The organism is Microbacterium festucae (genome assembly GCF_025421715.1).
GTDB lineage: Bacteria > Actinomycetota > Actinomycetes > Actinomycetales > Microbacteriaceae > Microbacterium > Microbacterium festucae.
In genome coordinates, this window is sequence record NZ_JAOEFC010000001.1 from 1240890 (window position 1) to 1261111 (window position 20222).

Annotated in this window: 17 protein-coding genes; 12 read left to right on the plus strand and 5 right to left on the minus strand. The window is 71.0% G+C overall.

Annotation, left to right across the window (positions count from 1 at the left end; genetic code table 11):
• Window positions 1–605 precede the first annotated feature (605 nt).
• From N3K63_RS05560 to N3K63_RS05590, 7 genes are all read left to right on the plus strand, one after another.
• A complete protein-coding gene (locus N3K63_RS05560) occupies window positions 606–1619 on the plus strand; it encodes a LacI family DNA-binding transcriptional regulator (RefSeq protein ID WP_261578993.1) in 1014 nt (337 codons plus the stop codon).
• Window positions 1620–1787: 168 nt separating this feature from the next.
• Window positions 1788–3062, plus strand: a complete 1275-nt coding sequence (locus N3K63_RS05565) for an extracellular solute-binding protein (protein WP_261578994.1) — start codon at window positions 1788–1790, stop codon at window positions 3060–3062.
• Window positions 3063–3203: 141 nt separating this feature from the next.
• Complete coding sequence (locus N3K63_RS05570; protein ID WP_261578995.1) at window positions 3204–4070, plus strand: carbohydrate ABC transporter permease; 867 nt, start codon at window positions 3204–3206, stop codon at window positions 4068–4070.
• Entirely contained in the window at window positions 4067–4930 is an 864-nt protein-coding gene (locus tag N3K63_RS05575; protein ID WP_261578996.1) for a carbohydrate ABC transporter permease, read from the plus strand. Before N3K63_RS05570 ends, N3K63_RS05575 begins: the two co-directional genes overlap by 4 nt.
• Before the next feature lie 7 nt (window positions 4931–4937).
• Window positions 4938–6200 (plus strand): family 1 glycosylhydrolase, encoded by a 1263-nt coding sequence (locus N3K63_RS05580; protein WP_261578997.1) that lies wholly within the window; start codon window positions 4938–4940, stop codon window positions 6198–6200.
• Window positions 6201–6227: 27 nt separating this feature from the next.
• Window positions 6228–7739, plus strand: a complete 1512-nt coding sequence (gene arfA / locus N3K63_RS05585; protein ID WP_261578998.1) for an arabinosylfuranosidase ArfA — start codon at window positions 6228–6230, stop codon at window positions 7737–7739.
• Between the two features lie 49 nt (window positions 7740–7788).
• Complete coding sequence (locus N3K63_RS05590; protein ID WP_261578999.1) at window positions 7789–9051, plus strand: D-arabinono-1,4-lactone oxidase; 1263 nt, start codon at window positions 7789–7791, stop codon at window positions 9049–9051.
• A gap of 306 nt (window positions 9052–9357) precedes the next feature.
• On the opposite strand, the gene N3K63_RS05595 is transcribed toward N3K63_RS05590, so the two are convergent.
• Entirely contained in the window at window positions 9358–10149 is a 792-nt protein-coding gene (locus N3K63_RS05595) for a hypothetical protein (RefSeq protein WP_261579000.1), read from the minus strand.
• A gap of 211 nt (window positions 10150–10360) precedes the next feature.
• On the opposite strand from N3K63_RS05595, the gene ddaH reads away from it, so the two are divergent.
• Together ddaH and rocD are read left to right on the plus strand one after the other, a co-directional pair.
• Complete coding sequence (gene ddaH, locus N3K63_RS05600) at window positions 10361–11197, plus strand: dimethylargininase (RefSeq protein WP_261579001.1); 837 nt, start codon at window positions 10361–10363, stop codon at window positions 11195–11197.
• Window positions 11194–12414 carry an ornithine--oxo-acid transaminase gene (rocD, locus tag N3K63_RS05605; RefSeq protein ID WP_261579002.1) on the plus strand — a complete coding sequence of 407 codons (1221 nt, stop codon included), beginning with the start codon at window positions 11194–11196 and terminating at the stop codon, window positions 12412–12414. Before ddaH ends, rocD begins: the two co-directional genes overlap by 4 nt.
• A 166-nt stretch (window positions 12415–12580) precedes the next feature.
• Here the strand turns inward: rocD and N3K63_RS05610 are convergent, their stop codons facing one another.
• Window positions 12581–14341, minus strand: coding sequence for a molybdopterin-dependent oxidoreductase (locus tag N3K63_RS05610; RefSeq protein ID WP_261579003.1), 1761 nt, complete (start codon window positions 14339–14341; stop codon window positions 12581–12583).
• 489 nt (window positions 14342–14830) lie between these two features.
• Here N3K63_RS05610 and N3K63_RS05615 point away from each other — a divergent pair, with 489 nt between their 5' ends.
• Genes N3K63_RS05615 through N3K63_RS05625 form a run of 3 tightly spaced genes read left to right on the plus strand, consistent with a single transcriptional unit; the run spans window position 14831 to window position 18281 of the window.
• On the plus strand, window positions 14831–16513 hold the full coding sequence (locus N3K63_RS05615) for a circularly permuted type 2 ATP-grasp protein (RefSeq protein WP_261579004.1): 1683 nt from the start codon (window positions 14831–14833) through the stop codon (window positions 16511–16513).
• The gene (locus N3K63_RS05620; RefSeq protein WP_261579005.1) at window positions 16507–17439 is read left to right on the plus strand and encodes an alpha-E domain-containing protein; all 933 of its coding nucleotides are present in this window, start codon (window positions 16507–16509) and stop codon (window positions 17437–17439) included. Before N3K63_RS05615 ends, N3K63_RS05620 begins: the two co-directional genes overlap by 7 nt.
• Window positions 17436–18281: a transglutaminase family protein gene (locus N3K63_RS05625; protein ID WP_261579006.1), complete on the plus strand. Its 846-nt coding sequence runs from the start codon at window positions 17436–17438 to the stop codon at window positions 18279–18281. The genes N3K63_RS05620 and N3K63_RS05625 overlap by 4 nt, the downstream gene beginning before the upstream one ends.
• A 6-nt stretch (window positions 18282–18287) precedes the next feature.
• Here the strand turns inward: N3K63_RS05625 and N3K63_RS05630 are convergent, their stop codons facing one another.
• Genes N3K63_RS05630 through N3K63_RS05640 form a run of 3 tightly spaced genes read right to left on the minus strand, consistent with a single transcriptional unit; the run spans window position 18288 to window position 20214 of the window.
• Window positions 18288–18434: a hypothetical protein gene (locus N3K63_RS05630; RefSeq protein WP_261579007.1), complete on the minus strand. Its 147-nt coding sequence runs from the start codon at window positions 18432–18434 to the stop codon at window positions 18288–18290.
• 47 nt (window positions 18435–18481) lie between these two features.
• The gene (locus N3K63_RS05635) at window positions 18482–19831 is read right to left on the minus strand and encodes an MFS transporter (protein ID WP_261579008.1); all 1350 of its coding nucleotides are present in this window, start codon (window positions 19829–19831) and stop codon (window positions 18482–18484) included.
• Window positions 19828–20214 (minus strand): MarR family winged helix-turn-helix transcriptional regulator, encoded by a 387-nt coding sequence (locus N3K63_RS05640; protein ID WP_261579009.1) that lies wholly within the window; start codon window positions 20212–20214, stop codon window positions 19828–19830. Before N3K63_RS05640 ends, N3K63_RS05635 begins: the two co-directional genes overlap by 4 nt.
• Window positions 20215–20222: the final 8 nt, after the last annotated feature.

Sequence of the window (20222 nt, forward strand, 5' to 3'; positions counted from 1 at the left end):
GAGCGGTGGGGCTGGTGGCCACGCGAGGAGCTGATGGGGCGGTGATCGCCCGGTCGGTCCGACGGATGGTCGGCGCGGCGTCCCGAGGCGGGTCGGCGCCCCGAGGTCGGCGCCCGACCGTCCCGCTCGGCCGGGCGTGGCGGGGACGGCGCGGGGACGGCGCGGCGGCTCACCATCCGTCGGAGCGGTGGGGCTGGTGGCCACTCGAGGGGCTGGTGGGGCGGTGAACGCCGGGTCGGTCCGACGGATGGTCGGCCTGGCGCCCCCGAGGCGGGTCGATGCCCCGAGCTCGGCGTTCGACCGTCCGGCTCGGCCGGGCGTGGCGGGGAGGGCGCGGCGGGTCACCATCCGTCGGAACGGTGGGGCTGGTGGGCACCCAAGGGGCTGATGGGGTGGTGATCGCCCGGTCGGTCCGACGGATGGTCGTCCCGGGGCCCGAGTGAGCCGTCGAGGCCGAGGCGGGCGTGCGTCCGTGCGCTGGAACGGGCCGGGGCGAGAGCGATGCGGTAGCCGGGGTGGCAGGCTGGGGATGACGGGTCTGATAGGTTTCCCCGACGAAGACGCCGCTGTGCAACGTTGTAGAGTGGGCGCACGAAGGGGAGAGCATGGCTGCGACGCTGCACGACGTGGCCCGCCTGGCGGGCGTGTCGATCAAGACGGTGTCGAACGTCATCAACGACTACCCCCATATCCGGCCGGCAACGCGCGACAAGGTCGAGCAGGCGATCGCCGAGCTCGGCTACACGCCGAACCTCACCGCCCGCAATCTGCGCTCGGGACGCAGCGGTGTCATCACACTCGCTGTCCCCGACTTGGGGCTCGCCTACTTCGCCGAGCTGGCGGCGGAGGTGATCGCTGCGGCCGAGGGAGTGGGACTCGTCGTGACGATCGAGCAGACCGGCGGCGATCGAAACCGCGAGCTCGACTTGCTGCGCAGCCCGCGCCGCCAGTCCACCGACGGTCTCATCTTCAGCCCGCTGGGTATGGGGCAGGAAGACGTCGACGCATTGCGGGTGCCGTACCCGCTCGTCGTCCTCGGTGAGCGCATCTTCGACGGCCCCGCCGACCACGTGACGATGCGCAACGTCGAAGCCGCGCGTGCGGCGACGGAGTTCCTGATCGCGCAGGGTCGGCGCCGCATCGCCGTGGTCGGCGCCCACCAGGGCGAGGTGATCGGTTCGGCCGGCCTGCGCCTGCGTGGTTACCGCGAGGCGCTCGAGGCGGCCGGTATCGAGTTCGACGAGCGGATCATCGGTTACACCACGCTGTGGCATCGTGCCAACGGTGCTCGGACCATGCGCGAGCTGCTCGATCGCGGGGTGCCGTTTGATGCGGTCTTCGGCCTCAACGACACCCTGGCGCTGGGCGCGATGCGGATGCTGCAGGAAGCGGGAGTGCGCGTGCCCGACGACGTGGCTGTCGTGGGGTTCGACGATCTCGACGAGGCGCAGTACTCGATCCCCTCGCTGACCACCGTCGATCCCGGGCGCGACTGGATCGCCCGGACTGCGGTCTCGACGCTCCAGGCTCGCATCGCGGGGAACGCTCCCGAGACGGTGGCTCAGCACCTCGCCGCCTACCGGATCGCCGCCCGCGAGTCGGCGCCGGTGGCATCCTGACCAGCCGCCCTGGATAGCGCCCGGGGCCCTCTTGACATCGCCGCCCGTCATGCGGCATCATCTCTACAACGTTTACTTACAACGTTGTAAAATAGCTCGACGGAGAGCGAACTCCGTGGAGCACCCATCGCCAACTGGTCGCACCACCCACGAGAGAAAGCACAGCCAATGAAGTCGAAGATCCTGGCCGGGGTCGGCATCGCCGCCGTCGCCGCCATTGCTCTCACCGGATGCTCGTCCTCCGACTCCGCGGACTCCGCCGGCCCCACCACAGTGACCGTCTGGCACGGCTTCACCGAGGCAGACGGTGACGTCGTGAAGACGATCGCGGACGAGTTCAACGCATCGCAGTCCGACTACAAGGTCGAGATCGAGGTGAACCCGTGGAACGTCATCAGCGACAAGCTGCTGCCCGCGCTGAAGGCCGGAAACGGTCCTGACCTCGTCACGCAGGAGGTGGTGGCCGCAACCGGCTACATCCGTCAGGGCGCGTTCGTCTCACTGCAGGACTTCTACGACAACCCCGACAACCAGACCGACACCTACGACCAGCACGTCGTCGACTACACGCAGGTCGACGGAGAGTACTACGGCGTCCCGATGGGATACGCACCGTACTCGATCTGGTACAACAAGCAGATGTGGGCCGACGCCGGCGTGACCGAGTGCCCTACGACGTGGGATGACATGCTCGCCCTGGCGGAGAAGCTCACGGTCAAGGGCTCGGGCGGCGGCACTCCCGACGTGTACGGCCTCTCGATCAGTGACAAGCAGATCGCCATGCTGCCGGCGTTCCTCGAAGCCGGTGGCGGAGATGTCTACGACGCCGACAAGGGCGTCGTGCTCGACACCCCCGAGAACGTGAAGACCCTCGAGTGGCTGCGTTCGGCCTACGCGAAGGGTGCCATGCCCACCAACATCGGGCTCGCCGATGCGGTCGCACTGTTCACGGGCAAGAAGGCCGCCATGACCTGGATCGGTCCCTGGATCGTCTCGGGTGCGGAGGCCGCCGGCGTCGAGCTGGGCGTGTGCAACGCCCCGGCAGGGTCGGAGCGTGTTGCGACGCCTGCGGCGGCGAACTACTGGTGGCTCACGTCCCAGGGCGCGGACGACGAGAAGACCAAAGCCGGCTCGGAGGCCTTCCTCGCGTACTTCAACTCGCACGACTCGCAGGTCACCTGGGCGGTGGATGCGAACTACCCGCCCAACCGCAACGACGTGACCGCGGAGGAGATGGCCGGCAACCCGGTCATCGCCACGCTGACGCCGTTCGTGAAGGATGCCTACATCCGACTGCCCGGGCTGCCCGGCGGTGCGACCGACGTCGAGGCCGAGCTCGACACCCTCTCGGTGAACATCAGCCAGAACACGGGTGGAGACGTCTCCTCGCTGGTGAAGGACACGAGCGACAAGCTCGAGGGCATCATCTCCGAGTTCGAGTGACCGACGCATGGGCCGGGCTCATGCCCGGCCCATGCCTCTGAACGGAAGCCATTCCTCATGACGACAACAGCTCCTGGTCGCCCCTACCGACCGCCGGCACCGATCGGCGGGCGACGCCGGCAGCTCCGCCGTGCCGATTCCGTGCGAGCGGCAAAAGGGTACGCGTTCCTCGCGCCGGCCCTGATCATCATCATCGGCTTCGTGTTCGTCCCCGCGGTCTATGCGCTCGTCACGTCGTTCACCGACGCCTCGGGATTCGGTGACCCCGACTGGGTCGGACTGGAGAACTACGCCGCCGCTCTGGCATCCCCGACGGTGCAGCGTGCCTTCATCAACACGTTGCTCTACGCGGTCATGTACACCCCGGCCGTCATCGCGCTGGGGCTCGGCGCGGCGCTGCTGCTGAACCGCAACGACCTCCCGCTGAAGGGCTTCTTCCGCACCGCGATCTTCCTGCCCTTCGTCATCTCCATGGCCGTCGCCTCGATCGCCTGGGGCTTTCTGCTCAACCCCAACCTGGGGCTGGTCACCTATTGGCTCAGTTCCATCGGCATCCAGATCGGCGACCTGTTCGGAACCGAGGCGACGGCGCTGCCGGCGGTCACGGCCATCGCGGTGTGGAAGAACTTCGGCTACTTCATGGTGATCTTCCTCGCCGGTCTGCAGGGAGTGCCGCGGCACCTGTACGAGGCAGCGCGACTGGACGGCGCGGGGCGCTGGCGCACGTTCCGTGCGGTGACCCTGCCCGGCCTCGGGAGCACGATGACCTTCGTCGTCATCTTCGCGGTCATCGGCGCGTTCCAGGCGTTCGATCAGATCTACATCATGACCCAGGGCGGACCCAACCACGCGACCGAGACGCTCGTCTACCGCATCTACACGGACGGGTTCCGCGACTTCAAGCTCGGGTTCGCGTCGGCGCTGTCGTACCTGCTCCTCATCATCACGCTGGTGCTGGGACTGATCCAGCTGCGGCTGAACGCCCGCGCCGAGAAGGACTTCGAATGACCACGGCCACCCGCCGCGCGGGCTCGCCCTCGCGCGCCCCCCTCGGAGAACGCGTCCTCGTCTTCGCCGGTCTCATCGCGCTGACCATCATCACGGCCTTCCCCGTCGTCGTCGTCGCGATCTCGGCGTTCTCGCCGCCCTCCGAGGTGAACCAGTGGCCACCGCGCCTGTTCCCCTCGCGGCTGACCCTGGAGAACTTCGACGTGCTGCTCGGACGGCTTCCTGTCGCGCTGCAGTCGTGGAACTCACTGGCGTTCGCCGGAGCCGTGACGCTGTTCTCGCTCGCCCTCAACACGCTGGCGGCCTACGCGCTCGCGCGGATGGAGTTCCGGGGTCGGACCGTGGTGTTCACCGTGCTCGTGGTGACGCTGATGGTGCCCTTCCAGGCGCTGCTGCTCCCCGTGTACCAGATCACCTCTTCGCTCGGATGGGTGAACACGTTCGCCGGGCTCGTCATCCCCCGAGCCGCCGACGTGGCCGGCATCTTCCTGCTGCGCCAGTTCATGGTCACGCTGCCCCGTGACCTCGACTCGGCCGCCCGCATCGACGGTGCGGGCGAGTTCCGCATCTTCTGGTCGATCATCCTGCCCAACACGGTTCCCGCGCTGCTGACGATGGCGCTGTTCAACTTCGTCAACAACTGGAACGACCTGCTGTGGCCGCTCATCATGACCAACGACTCGCAGGTGCGTCCGCTGACGGCGGGGCTCGCGCTGCTCACCGGCTCGGCGACGGCGTCGGTACCGCCGAGCGTCGTGATGGCCGGAGCGCTCATCGCGGTGCTCCCGTTGGTGATCCTCTATCTCGTCGTACAGCGACGATTCGTCGAAGGCGTCGCCCTCACCGGGCTGAAGGGTTAGGACTGCAGTGAACTGGTATGAGGATGGACGGCTGCACTTCGGGGTGGGTGTCGAAGACACATTCGTCCCGCAGAGCGGGCCCGGCGAGCGAGCGCTCGACGAGTACGAACTCACCGAGCACTACGAACGGGTCGAGTCGGACCTGGCTCTGGCAGCGGAGGCGGAAGCGGAGTTCGTGCGCTGGGGCATCCCCTGGCACCGGGTCAACCCCGAGCGCGGCGCGTGGGACTGGGCGTGGGTCGACAGGGCGATGGACCGGTTCCAGGAGCTGCAGCTGCGTCCGATCGTGGATCTGCTGCACTACGGCACGCCGCTGTGGGTCGACCGCGAGTTCGCGCATCCCGACTTCGCCGACTACTTCTCGGAGTTCGCGGTGCGCACGGCGGAGCGGTACGCGCATGTCGCCACCGACTACACGCCCGTCAACGAACCGATGATCCACGCGCGGTTCTCCGGCGACATCGGCTACTGGCCGCCCAAGCTCACGGGTGAAGCGGGATACAACACGATCGCCGTCGCGCTCGCCGAGGGCTTCGTCCGGGCGCAGACCGGCATCGCCGAGGTGCTCGGAGACCGCGCGACCTTCGTGCACGTGGATGCGACCGCGAGATTCGCAGGCGACGTCGACGGGGCCCACACGGGACTCATCGCCTTGCAGCGCGGGCAGTCCTTCCTGGTCGAAGACCTCGTGACCGGCGCGGTCGACGACGACCACCCGATGGTGCCGAGCCTGCGCGCCGCGGGGTTCTCCGCGGCTCGCATCGACTGGTTCCGCGAGCACGCCGTGCGCCCCGATGTGATGGGCGTGAACTACTACCCCCGCCACTCCACCCAGCTCATGGAAGAGGGCATCACGCACGCGGGCGGCTTCATCGACCCCTGGCCGACGCAGGACGACGGGGTGAGCGGACTCGCCGAGCTGCTGCGTGCGTACGCCGACCGTTATGACGCTCCGGTGATGCTGAGCGAGACGTGCGTCACGGACACCCCCGATGTGCGCGTGCGCTGGCTGGACGACTCGGTCGCCTGCGTGCGGGAGCTTCGCGCGCAGGGCGTCGACATCGTCGGCTACACCTGGTGGCCGCTCTTCGACATGTACGAGTGGACCTACCGCCACGCGACCACGCCCCGCGAGGACTCGCTGTTGTCGATGGGGCTGTGGGATCTCGTCGAGACGCCCTCCGGTCTCGACCGGCGACGCAACATCGTCGCCGACCGTTTCCACGCACAAGCCACCCACCCCGCGAACCTCGTCCGCCCCGCGCGCTGACCTCCCCCTCGAACAGAAAGCACAGCCATGCCCCGCGCACGCCTCACCATCGACCCGCACTTCACGATCGGGCCGATCCGCCGCAAGCTCTTCGGTGGCTTCGTCGAGCACCTCGGCCGCCACGTCTACGACGGCATCTTCGAGCCCGGCCATGAGACGGCGGATGCCGACGGCTTCCGCACCGACGTGATCGACCTGGTCAAAGAGCTCGGGGTCGACACGATCCGCTACCCCGGCGGCAACTTCGTGTCGGGCTTCCGGTGGGAGGACTCGGTCGGCCCCGTCGAGGAGCGGCCGCGCCGACTCGACCTGGCCTGGCACTCGACCGAGACCAACGAGGTCGGCCTGCACGAGTTCTCGTCGTGGCTGGAGAAGGTCGGCAGCGACCTGATGATGGCGGTGAACCTCGGCACGCGCGGCACCCTGGAGGCCATCGACCTGCTCGAATACTCCAACATCCGCGGGGGCACGGCGCTCAGCGAGCGCCGCATCGCCAACGGCCGCACCGCGCCGTTCGATGTGCGCATGTGGTGCCTGGGCAACGAGATGGACGGCCCGTGGCAGCTCGGGCACCGCTCCGCCGACGACTACGGCAAGATCGCCGCGCAGACCGCCAAGGGCATGCGCCAGCTCGACCCCGACATCCAGCTGGTGGTGTGCGGATCCTCCAGCGCCCACATGCCGACCTTCGGCGAGTGGGAGCGGGTCGTGCTCACCCATACCTACGACGACGTCGACCTCATCTCGTGCCACGCCTACTACGAGGAGCGCGGCGGCGACCTCGACAGCTTCCTCGCCTCCGCCGTCGACATGGACGGCTTCATCGAGACGGTCGTGGCCACCGCCGACCACGTCGGCTCGGTGCGCGGCTCGAAGAAGCGGATCGACATCTCGTTCGACGAGTGGAACGTCTGGTACATCGAGCGCTTCCACGGCGTCGACAAGATCGAGGGCATCGACAACTGGCCGGTCGCGCCGCGCCTGCTCGAAGACGTCTACTCGGTGGCGGATGCCGTGGTGTTCGGCAACCTGATGATCTCGCTGCTCAAGCACGCCGACCGCGTGGCATCCGCGTCGCTGGCGCAGCTGGTGAACGTGATCGCGCCGATCATGACCGAGCCGGGCGGCCCGGCCTGGCGGCAGACGACGTTCTTCCCGTTCTCGATCACCTCGCGCCTCGCGCAGGGTGAGGCGCTGCAGCTCAAGCTCGACTCGCCCACCTACGAGACGGCCGCCTACGGCGAGGTGCCGCTGGTCGACGCCGTCGCCACCCACGACGCCGACACCGGCCGCAGTGCGGTGTTCCTCGTGAACCGCTCGACGAGCGAGCCGGTCACCGTGAGCGTCGACATCTCGGCGCTCGGCGACGTCGCGCTCGTGGAGTCGCACACCCTCAGCGACGACGACGTGTACGCGAAGAACACGCTGGAGGACCGCGAGCGGGTGGCGCCCCGGCCCAACGACAGCGCCGCCGTCGCGGGCGGCGTGCTGACCATCACCCTGCCGCCGGTGTCGTGGACGGCGCTCGCCCTGGCATGAGCGGGGAAGACCCGACAGCGCCGGCCCCGGCCGGCGCTGTCGTGGTGAGATGGCTGACATGACCTCCGACGTGGGCACCAACTGGGCCGGCAACCTCTCCTACCGGGCGAGCCGGCTCGCCGAGCCGCAGAGCCTCGATGCGCTCGCCGACCTGGTGCGCGGGGCCCCGCGCCTGCGCATGCTCGGCAGCCGGCACAGCTTCAACGACCTCGCCGACACCGACGGCGTGCTGGTGTCGCTGGCCGCGCTCGCCGGCGCGCAGCCGTCGGTGGCGGCCGACCGCCGCACGGTGCGGGTGCCCGCCGGCATCCGCTACGGCGATCTCGTGCCGTTCCTGCAGGCCGAGGGGCTGGCGCTGGCCAACCTCGCCTCGCTGCCGCACATCTCGGTGGCCGGCGCGGTGCAGACCGGCACCCACGGGTCGGGCGACGCGATCGGCACCCTCGCCACCCAGGTCGCCGCCCTCGAGCTGATCACCGGCACGGGGGAGCGGCTGCGGCTGGCCCGCGGCGATGCCGACTTCGCCGGCGCCGTGGTGGCACTGGGGGCGCTGGGCGCGGTGACCCACGTCGAGCTCGACGTCGAACCGGCCTACGAGGTGCGCCAGCGGGTGTTCGAGGGGGCGCGGTGGGATGCCGTGCTGCCGGCCTACGACGAGGTGACCGCGGCCGGCGACAGCGTGAGCCTGTTCACGACGTGGGCCGACCCCGACGTCGTCGGTCAGGTGTGGGTGAAATCGCGCACGACCCGCGACGAGCCCGACCTCGCGTTCGTCGGCGCGGCGCCGGCCGACGGCCCGCGGCATCCGATCCCCGGCGTCGACCCGCAGCCGTGCACGCCCCAGCAGGGACAGCCCGGTGCGTGGTTCGACCGCCTGCCGCACTTCCGGCTCGCGTTCACCCCGTCGGTGGGCGCCGAGCTGCAGTCGGAGTACCTCGTCGCCCGCACCGACGCCGCCGCGGCCATCGAGGCGCTGCGCCCGTTGGCGGGGCGCATCGCGCCGCTGCTGCACGTGTGCGAGGTGCGCACGATGGCCGCCGACGACCTGTGGCTGTCGCCGGCGTCGGGGCGACCGACCGTCGGCATCCACTTCACCTGGCGTCCCGACGAGCCGGCGGTGCGGCAGCTGCTGCCCGAGATCGAGGCGGCGCTGCCCGCCAGCGCACGACCGCACTGGGGCAAGATCTCGACCCTTCCCGCGGATGCCGTGCGCGCACGGTTTCCGCAGTGGTCCCGGTTCGCGCAGCTGCGGGAGCGCCTGGATCCGCAGCACCGGTTCGGCAACGCGTACCTGGCGCGCCTCGGGCTGTGACCGGCCGACCCGGAGCGGCCGGATTGCTGGACGGGGTGCGGGAAACCGCCTACCCGAGAAACAACTTATCTTTCTGGTTTGAGCACCCCGCCCGGGACACCATGGCAGAGGTGCCGCTGGGGAGCACCAACCCAGGATCCGGGGGCCTCTCTTGGGGGGCGGGGTCCACACAGCAGGAGACACACCGGGGGGAGTGTCCCTCGTGCTCTGGGGCCGACATCGGCCCCAGAGCTTCTCCTGTTTTCGGGCCTGAGGCCGGGCTGGCTAGGCCTGTGCGCCGGGCTGGCTAGGCCTGCGCCGTGCTGGCTAGGCCTGGGCGCCGGGCTGGCTGTCGTCGCCGCCGGCATCCTCGGATGCGGGGTGGCGCTCGGCGGGCGGCAGCGGGTGCGAGGTGTCGTCCGGAACGATCATGAAGCCGTAGACGAGCGCGCGCACGACGAGCCCGAACAGCGGCCAGCGCCCCGTCGGGCCGCCCTCTTCGTCGAGGTCGAAGCTCGGGTGGGCCATCCCCGCCAGCGCGTGGATGGCGAACCCCTCGCCGCTGGCGGCCATCGCCTCGGTGAAGTCCTCCACGGTCAAACCCGGCTTCATCCGCAGTCCGTACGCGGTCATCAGGTCGCCGTACAGCCGCGCGTAAGAGGCGACCGAGTCGCGGTGCCGCTCGCGGCTGGCGTCGCGCAGCTCCGGCCACGTCGTCGCCGTGGTGCGCAGCGCCAACGCGATGAGGAACTGCTTGGCATCCAGGGTCGATGCGGCGTCTTCTCCGGGCGCCCAGGTCGAGCTCACGTGCGCCTCGGCGGCGGTGCGGATCACCTCGTCGCCCGACGCCCCCGCGGCGATGAGCGGCTCGACCGCGGCGCGCGCGCTCTCGGCCGGATCGCCCACCCGCAGGGTCAGCATCGCCACGGCGAGCTCGCGCTGATACTCGTCCTGATCCGACCAGAGCCGGTAGGCGGCGCCGGTGGTCAGACCCGCCCGGCGCAGCACCTCCTGCAGTCGGATGTGCTGCACGCCCGCCGATGCGCCGCGCTCGAAGAGCATCTGCATCCCGACGCGCAACAGCAGCTCCCGCGTCTGCTCGCCCGTTCTTCTCCCCATGAAGTCCCCCAACCCCAAAGCGGGGATCCCCATCCCCCGAGAAGAAATCTTCTCACTACTTCGTCCCGCGCGCGACCGCTTCGGGGCGCTGCGGGTCTGCTCTGGCAAGATGGAGGCCCGGCGTGTCCGCGCCGTGTCCCCGGCTGAGCAGGTGAGCCACGCGGATGCCGCGGGCCAGAGGACAGCGTCCGCCGCCCGTGCGAGGAGGACCATGCGCATCCAGCAGCACCGCCGATACCTCATGTGCCGACCCGAGCACTTCACGGTGAGCTATCGCATCAACCCGTGGATGGAACCGGCCACCCCCACCGACACCGACCGCGCACTCTCGCAGTGGCAGGCGCTGTACGACACCTACCTCGACCTCGGCCACGAGGTGGAGCTCATCGACCCGGTGCCGGGCCTGCCCGACATGGTCTACACCGCCAACGGCGGATTCGTCATCGACGGGCGGGCGCTGGGCGTGCGCTTCCGCGTCGACGAGCGCCGCGGCGAGGAGCAGCCCTTCATGGACTGGTTCGCCGCCGACGGCCTCGAGGTCGTGCGCCCGCAGGCGGTGCAGGAGGGCGAGGGCGACTTCCTGCTGGTGGGGCAGGCGATCCTCGGCGGCAGCGGGTTCCGCTCCAGTCCCGACAGCCACCGCGAGATCGCCGAGGTGTTCGGCCGCGAGGTCGTCTCGCTCACCCTCGTCGACCCGCGGTTCTACCACCTCGACACCGCGATCGCCGTGCTCGACCCCGTCGAGGGCCCGGGCGGTGTCGACCGCGCGAACATCGCGTATCTGCCGTCGGCGTTCGACGCCGCCTCGCAGCGCCTGCTCGCCGAGCGCTACCCGGATGCCGTGCGGGTCTCCGACGCCGACGGCGCCGTCTTCGGGCTCAACGCCGCCTCCGACGGCTACAACGTGTTCGTGTCGCCGCGGGCGACCGGCTTCGCCGCGCAGCTGCAGGAGCGCGGCTACAACCCCGTCGCCGTCGACCTGTCCGAGCTGCTGCTCGGCGGCGGCGGCATCAAGTGCTGCACGCTGGAACTGCGAGGTGCCCGATGACCATCCCCGCCACCGATGCGACGACGATCCAGCTGATCGACGTCGAGAACGCCCACGTGGCCCGCAACTACGCGCCGCTGCCGGTGGTCGTCGCGCGCGCCGAGGGTGCGTGGGTGACCGATGTCGAGGGCAAGCGGTACCTCGACCTGCTGTCGGCGTACTCGGCGGTGAACTTCGGCCACCGGCATCCGGCCCTCGTCGCCGCCGCGACCGAGCAGCTCGGGCGGGTCACCCTGACCAGCCGCGCGTTCCACAACGACCAGCTCGGCCCCTTCGCCGACGCGCTGGCCGCCCTGTGCGGCAAAGACCTGGTGCTGCCGATGAACACCGGCGCCGAGGCGGTGGAGACCGGCATCAAGGTCGCCCGCGCCTGGGCCTACCGGGTGAAGGGCGTCGCCGCCGACACCGCCGAGATCGTCGTGGCGGGCGGCAACTTCCACGGCCGCACGACCACCATCGTCGGCTTCAGCGACGACCCGCAGGCGCGGGAGGGCTTCGGGCCGTTCGCCCCCGGATTCGTCACGGTGCCCTTCGGCGATGCCGCCGCCATCGACGCGGCGATCACCCCGGCCACCGCCGCGGTGCTTATCGAGCCCATCCAGGGCGAGGCGGGCGTGATCGTGCCGCCCGACGGCTACCTGCGCGCCGTGCGCGAGATCTGCGACCGCCACGGCGTGCTGATGATCGCCGACGAGATCCAGTCGGGACTCGGACGGGTCGGCACGACCTTCGCGTGCGACCGCGAGGGGGTCGTGCCCGACGTGTACCTGCTGGGCAAGGCGCTCGGCGGCGGCATCGTGCCGCTGTCGGCCGTCGTCGCCGACGAGGCCGTGCTGGGTGTCCTGCGCCCCGGCGAGCACGGCTCGACCTTCGGCGGCAACCCGCTCGCCTGCGCGGTGGGTCGACAGGTCGTCGACATGCTGGCATCCGGAGAATTCCAGACCCGCGCCGCCGCCCTCGGCGAGCATCTGGCCACGCGCCTGGACTCCCTCATCGGCCACGGCGTCACCGCCGTGCGCACCGCCGGGCTGTGGGCCGGCGTCGACATCGACCCCGCCGTCGGCACCGGCCGCGAGGTCGCCGAGCGTCTGCTGGGGCGCGGCGTGCTCGTGAAGGACACGCACGGGCAGACGGTGCGCATCGCGCCCCCGCTGGTCGTGCGCGCGACCGAGCTCGACTGGGCCGTCGAGCAGCTGCGGGTCGTGCTCGCCGGCTGACCCGGGGTGTCGGGGGTGGGGCGCCATCGCCTGACGCCGAGTGCACGGCCTGGCGCCGAGTGCACGGCCTGGCAACGGTGCGGATGCCGTTCGCTCGGCGCTACCTCGTGCACTCGGCGCGGGGGCGCGGGGGTGCGGGGGTGCGGGGGCGCGGGGGCGCGGCGGGTCAGCTGACGGTGACGTCGATCGTGTGGTGTCCGGTGGCGCCGTCGGGGGCGGGCGGGGCCTCGTCGGGAGTCTGCACCTCGCCGGTCGTGCTGATGGCGCGGCAGCGGATGCGGTGGCTGCCGGCGGCGGCAGCCCAGGGCAGCGACCACTGCACCCAGGTGTCGTCGGAGATGGCGGGGGCGAGGGTCGCCCGTTGCCACGCGCCGTCGTCGATCTGCACCTCGACGCCCGCGACGCCGACGTGCTGGTGCCAGGCCACCCCGGCGATCACGGTGTCGCCGGCCGCGATGCCGCGGCGCGGCACGTCGATGCGCGACTGCAGCTTGATCGGGCCGCGCTCCGACCAGCCGCGGTCGCTCCAGTACGCCCGCGCCCGGTCGAACCGCGTCACTTCGAGCTCGCTCACCCACTTCGTCGCCGAGACGTAGCCATAGAGCCCCGGCACGACCAGCCGCGCCGGGAACCCGTGCTCGATCGGCAGCGGCTCGCCGTTCATTCCGACCGCCAGCACCGCGTCGCGCTCATCGGTCAGCACCTCGAGCGGCGTCGACGCGGTGAAGCCGTCGACCGACCGCGACAGCACCATGTCGGCCTCGGCCGTCGGCCGTGCGCGGGCGAGCAGCTCGCGCACCGGGTATCCCAGCCACACCGCGGTGCCGATGAGGTCGCCGCCGACCTCGTTCGACACGCACGCGAGGGTCGTCGTGCTCTCCGACAGCGGCAGCGCGAGCACATCGGCCCACGTCAGCACGACCTCCTCCTCGACCATGCCGTGGATGCGCAGGCTCCAGTCGGCCGGGTCGACCTGCGGCACCAGGATCGCCGTGTCGATGCGGTAGAACGCGCCGTTGGGGGTGATCAGCGGCGCCACCCCGGGGATGCCGAGGTCGGCGGCGGCGGGCACGCTCGCGCGCGTCACCGGTGCCGGCAGGCGCACCGCATCGCGGATCGCCCCCACCGCCCGCGACGCACCCTGCACCAGCTGCGCGCCGAGCGCGGCGAGCGCCCCCACGCCGATCGCGACCCCGCTCCACGCGAAGAAGGTGCGACGGCTCAGCGTGCTGTCGGGCACCGCGCCCTGCCGCGGAGCGAGGTCGACGGACGCCGCGGCCCCGGGCCCCGCACCGGGCGGGGTCGCGCCGGATGCTGCGGACGCGGGCGCCGGCAGTGGTGTGGTCGCGTCGGATGCTGCGGACGCGGGTCCGGGGCCGGGCGGGGGCGCATCGGAGGCTGCGGACGCGGGCGCCGGGGCCGTCGGGGCCGTGGCCGTGGCCGTGGCGGCGGCGGGCGTCGCGCCGACCGGCCCTCGGGAGTGGGCGGCGCGCGCGAGGCGGGCGAGGTGCATCACGGTGATCGCGGCGGCACCGCCGGCGATGATCGACGGCACGGCGGCCAGGCCGCCGGCATCCGCTCGCGTCACCGCGGCGACCACGCCGGCGACGCCGAGCAGCACGAACACGAGACGGCCGAGCGGAGGTCGCCGCGCCTCCAGCGCTCCCGCGGCCGCGGCGACCGCCAGCAGCACCAGGGTGATGCCGACCACCAGCGCGATCTTGTCGGCCGTGCCGAACAGCGCGATCGCCGTGTCTTTGGCCCAGGCGGGCGCGAGGTCGATGAGGGCCGATCCCACGACGGCGATCGGACCGGCGGCGGGGGAGAGGAACGCCGCCGCCAACTGTCCGAGTCCCGCGCCGAGCGCCGCGGCCGCCACCCCTGCCAGCAGCGGCACCCAGCCTCGGCGGTCATCGGCATCGGTCATCCCGTCAGCGTACGTCCGGGTCGGAACCCCGGGGCCCCGAGCGCACGACTTCACGCCGAGTACACGGCATCCGCACCGCTTGCAGCCCGTGCGCTCGACGGTAGGCCGTGCACTCGGCGTGGGGGACGGCGCCGTCGTCGAGTGAGGGCCGCTGTGACGCACCGCCCCGCTGCCGGCTGCCCCGGGCGCCGAGTGCACGAGGACGCGCCGAGTGCACGGCATCCGCACCGTTCGGAAGCCGTGGCCTCGGCGGGAGGTCGTGCATTCGGCGACACACCCCGGGACCTCGGCGATACACCCCGGGACCTCGGCGATACACCCCGGGACCTCGGCGACACACCGACCCGGCGAAACACCGACCCGGGCGACACACCCCGGCACCCCGACCGGCCCACCCCGCACCCCCACCCGCACACCCCGGTGGGGGCCCGCGTCAAGGGGGGTGGGGCCGAAACAACCGCGCAACATGGCCCGGACTAGGCTCATGCCATGGGTGACCTCTTCGACGGCTACGGCTCCACACTGGCGCCGCGCAAGACGGTCTCCGGAGTGCCGGCGTTCGACGAGATGTTCGCGTCGGTGGCGGCTTCGGAGGGTCTCGCGCAGTCCCGCGACGCGTACCGCGAGCTCTATCAGGCGCTCGCGCAGATGACGCAGGAGGAGCTGCGCGGCCGCACCGAATCGCTGGCCAGCTCGTACCTCGCGCAGGGTGTCACGTTCGACTTCGCCGGCGAGGAACGGCCCTTCCCGCTGGATGCCGTGCCGCGCATCATCGAGTACGACGAGTGGTCGCACGTGGAGAAGGGCGTGCAGCAGCGCGTGCGCGCGCTCGAGGCATTCCTCGACGACGCGTACGGCCACCAGCACTGCGTGCGCGACGGCGTGCTGCCGGCCGCGCTCATCGCCAGCTCTCAGTACTTCTACCGCCAGGCCGCCGGCATCCACGTCGCCAACGGCGTGCGCATCCAGGTGGCGGGCATCGACCTCATCCGCGACGAGCACGGTGAGATGCGGGTGCTCGAAGACAACGTGCGGGTGCCGTCGGGCGTCAGCTACGTCATCTCCAACCGCCGGGTGATGGCCCAGACCCTGCCCGAGCTGTTCTCGTCGCTGCGGGTGCGTCCGGTGGGCGACTACCCCAACAAGCTGCTGCAGGCCCTGCGCAACTCCGCCCCTCCCGGCGTCGAAGACCCGAATGTCGTCGTGCTCACCCCGGGCGTCTACAACTCCGCCTACTTCGAGCACACGCTGCTGGCCCGCCTCATGGGCGTCGAGCTCGTCGAGGGGCGCGACCTGCAGTGCCTGGGCGGCAAGGTGTTCATGCGCACCACTCGCGGCCCCAAGCGCGTCGACGTCATCTACCGCCGCGTCGACGACGACTTCCTCGATCCGCTGCAGTTCCGCGCCGACTCGATGCTCGGCGCTCCCGGGCTCATGCTCGCCGCGCGCCTGGGCAACGTGACGATCGCCAACGCGGTGGGCAACGGCGTGGCCGACGACAAGCTGCTCTACACGTATGTGCCCGACCTCATCCGCTACTACCTGGCCGAAGAGCCGCTGCTGAAGAACGTCGACACGTGGCGCCTGGAAGAGCCCGAGGCCCTCGAAGAGGTGCTCGACCGCCTCGACGAGCTCGTCGTCAAACCCGTGGACGGCTCGGGCGGCAAGGGCCTCGTGGTGGGGCCGGATGCCAGTCCCGCCGAGCTCGACAAGCTGCGCAAGAAGCTCACCGCCGACCCGCGCGGGTGGATCGCCCAGCCGGTGGTCATGCTCTCGACCATCCCGACCCTCGTCGACGACGGCATGCGCCCCCGCCACGCCGATCTGCGTCCGTTCGCCGTCAACAACGGCGACGAGGTGTGGGTGCTTCCGGGCGGCCTCACCCGCGTGGCGCTGCCCGAAGGCCAGCTGGTGGTCAACTCCAGCCAGGGCGGCGGGTCGAAGGACACCTGGATCGTCGGCGGCGCCGCGCCCGGCAGCGTCGAGTACGCCCAGCAGAGCGTGGCCTCGATCGTCGCCGAGCAGGCCTCGATCACCGAGGCGATCCCGATCATCTACGACCCGCAGACCGAGCCGGCGCACTCCCCGCAGGACCGGCCGCGCACCACCGTCGAACAGCAGGAGCAGCAGCAACAGCAGCAGCAGGAGGACCGGGGGGTGGGCTCATGCTGAGCCGCATCGCCGAGAGCCTGTTCTGGATCGGGCGCTACATCGAGCGCAGCGACGGCACCTCCCGCATTCTCGACGTGCACCTGCAGCTGCTGCTGGAAGACCCGTGGATCGACGAGGACACCGCCTGCCGCTCGCTCATGGCTGTGATGGGCTCCGCCCCGCCCGACGGCCTCGAGCGGGTCAGCCGCGGCGACGTGCTCACGCGCCTGGCCGTCGACCGCACCCACCCGTCGAGCATCGCCTACGCGCTGCAGGCCGCGCGTGAGAACGCCCGGCGGGCGCGCGAGATCGTCTCGACCGAGCTGTGGGAGACCCTCAACACCACCTACTCGCGCATGCCGCGACGGCTCAACGACGAGAAGACGCACGAGTTCTTCCAGTGGGTGCGCGAGCGCTCGGCGCTGGCCGTCGGCATCACCGACTCCACCACCAGCCGCGACGAGGCCTGGCAGTTCTTCACGCTCGGCCGCGCCATCGAGCGCACCGACATGACCGCGCGGATGCTGGCGACCCGGTCGCTCACCGAGGCGTCGGGGCCGTCGTGGACGACGATCCTGCGCTCGTGCGGCGCCTACGAGGCGTACCTGCGCACCTACCGCGGCATGCCGTCGGCCCGCAACGCCGCCGAGTTCCTGCTGCTCGACCGGCTCTTCCCGCGGTCGGTGATCCACTCGATCGCCCGCGCCGAGGAGTGCATGCGCGCCATCGACCCCGTCGCCGACCGCGTCGGGCACTCCAACTCGGTGCTGCGGGCGCTCGGTCGCATCCGCAACGACCTGGAGTACCGGCCCATCGGCGAGATCATCGACGAGCTGCCGGCCCACATGGAGCAGGTGCAGAAGGTGACCCGCGAGGCCTCGGAGGCCATCCGCAGCCGCTTCTTCCCCACCCATGCCGAGCCCAGCTGGATCGGAGAGACCTCATGAGGCGCTTGCGCATCGAGCACGCCACCGGCTTCGCCTACCAGGGCGACGTGGGCGCGTCCTACAACGAGGCGCGGATGCTGCCGAGCTCGACCGAGAGCCAGTTCGTGCTGAGCTCGCAGCTCGACATCGAGCCGTCGACGAGCGTCAACCAGTACATCGACTACTTCGGCACCCGCGTGGCCGCCTTCGACGTGCTCGCCGGGCATTCGGCTCTGAACATCACCGCGCGCTCGCTCGTGGAGGTGCGCCCGCGGCAGCTGGAGCTGCCCGACATGGACTGGGATCACCTCGCCCGCGAGGCCCAGCGGAGCATCTCGACGGTCGAGATGCTCGGCCAGTCGACCCGCACCGCCCCGCATCCGGAGGTCGCCGAGATCGCGCGCTCGATCGCCGCGCAGCATGACCATCCGGCATCCGCGGCGCTGGCCATCACCACCGCGATGGGGGATGCCGTCGAGTACATGCAGGGGATCACCGGGGTGCATTCCACCGCGGCCGAGGCCTGGGTGGAGCGCAAGGGCGTCTGCCAGGACATCGCCCACATCACCCTCGGGGCGCTGCGGCACGTCGGCATCCCGGCGCGCTACGTGTCGGGCTACCTGCACCCGCAGCCCAACGCCGAGGTGGGCACGGCCGTCACCGGCGAGTCGCACGCCTGGGTGGAGTGGTTCGCCGGGCAGTGGCAGGGCTTCGACCCCACCAACAACACCGAGATCGGCGACCGTCACGTGCTCGTCGGCCGCGGCCGCGACTACAACGACGTGCCGCCGCTGCGCGGCGTGTACGCCGGCCCGTTCAAGAGCCAGCTGCACGTGAAGGTGACGATCACCCGCGAGGCGTGAGGGCGATCAGGCCGGCGGGTTGTCGGGGTCGACGGTCTTCAGCATGTCCTCTTCGACCGCGTTGTCGGCCTCGAGGTTCTCTTCGGTGATCTCGTCGCCGCCGACGGGGGCGTCGTCGTCGCTGCCGCGGGGAGTGCTCGCATCGGTGCTCATGTGCCGACCCTACGCTCCGCAGCGGATGCCGAGGGCCGCGGCGCCGGTCAGCCGGCCTTGCGCTGCGGCGCCTGGGTGGCGGCGGGCAGGCTGATCGGGGTGGTGGCGGCCAGCTCGTCGCTGAACTCCTCGGGCGGGATGACCGAGATGGGCGTCGTCTCGTCGAGCGAGAGCGCGAAGCGGCGCGACTCGTGCCGGTGCAGACGCCCCGAGCGCAGCAGCCACGTCATGCCGATGCCGAAGGCGATGAGGGCCGCGACCCCGCCGACGAGGATCGCCACGCGCGGACCGAACTCGGAGGCGACCCAGCCGACGATGGGCGCGCCGATGGGCGTGCCGCCCATGAGGATCGCCATGTAGAGCGCCAGCACGCGGCCGCGCAGGGCCGGGTCGGTGGTGGTCTGCACGTAGCCGTTGGCGGTGGTGAGGGTGGTGACCACGGCGAAGCCGGTGAACATCAGGGTGAGCGCGTACGTCCAGTAGGTCGGCATCACCGCCGAGACCAGCGCGGCGGCGGCGAACAGGCCCGAGCCGAGGATGACCATGCGGATGCGGGCGCGGTCGCGGCGCGCGGCCAGCAGCGCGCCGGCGAGCGAGCCGATGGCGAGGATGGAGCTGAGCAGGCCGTAGCCGTCGGCCTCCTGCCCGAACTCGATGGCCATCGTCGAGGCGAAGATCGGGAAGTTCATGCCGAAGGCGCCCAGGAGGAACACCATCGCGAAGGCGACCATGAGGTCGGGGCGGCGGCCCACGTAGCGGAAGCCGTCGGCCAGGCGCGCGGCGCCGGGCGCCTTCACGCGCGGGATGAGCTCGTCGGTGCGGATGAGCAGCAGGGCCACGATCATCGCGAGGAACGTCGCCGCGTTGACGAAGAACACCCAGCCGGTGCCGACGGCGACGATCATGATGCCGGCCAGGGCCGGGCCGATCATGCGGGCCGCGTTGAACGAGGCGGCGTTGAGCGCGACGGCGTTGGAGGCGTACTCCCGCGTGACGAGGTCGGAGACGAAGGCCTGACGGGCCGGGTTGTCGAAGGCGGCGATGAGGCCCAGCAGCAGCGCGAAGGCGTACATCATGCCGAGGGTCATGACCCCCTGCAGCAGCAGGTAGCCGATGACGGCGCCGACCACGAGCAGCGAGGACTGCGTCACGATCAGCAGGCGGCGGCGGTCGAACCTGTCGGCGACCCACCCGGTGACCCCGACCAGCAGCAGCGGCGGGGCGAACTGCAGGGCCATGGTGATGCCCATCGCGCCGGCGTCGTTGTCGGTGAGGCCGGTGAGCACGACCCAGCTGAGCGCGGTGGACTGCATCCACTGCCCGGCGTTGGACACGAGCGCCCCGATGAACCAGACCCGGTAGTTGAAGGCGGCGAACGAGCGGAACATGGTGCTCATCGGGCGGCCACCTCGCGCATGATGTCGGCCGCGGCCGCCAGCGCGTCGCGCTGCGCGTCGGTGAGGTCGCCGAGCGCCTCTTCGAGCCACGAGTCGCGGCGCCGGGTGGTCTCTTCGACGACCACCAGTCCGGCATCCGTGAGGTGGATGTTGACCTTGCGCCGGTCGTCTTCGTCGGGGGTTCGCGAGAGGTAGCCCGCCTCTTCGAGCCCGTTGACGGTGCGGTTCATCGACGGCGCCGACACCCGCTCGCGGTCGGCGAGCTCGCCGAGCGTGTGGGGGCCGTTCACCTTGAGGGCCGCCAGCACCGCGAACTGCCCGTCGCTCATCGAGTCGACCGCGCGCTGCGAGCGCAGGCGCCGGGCGAGGCGGAAGGTCGCCATGCGCACCT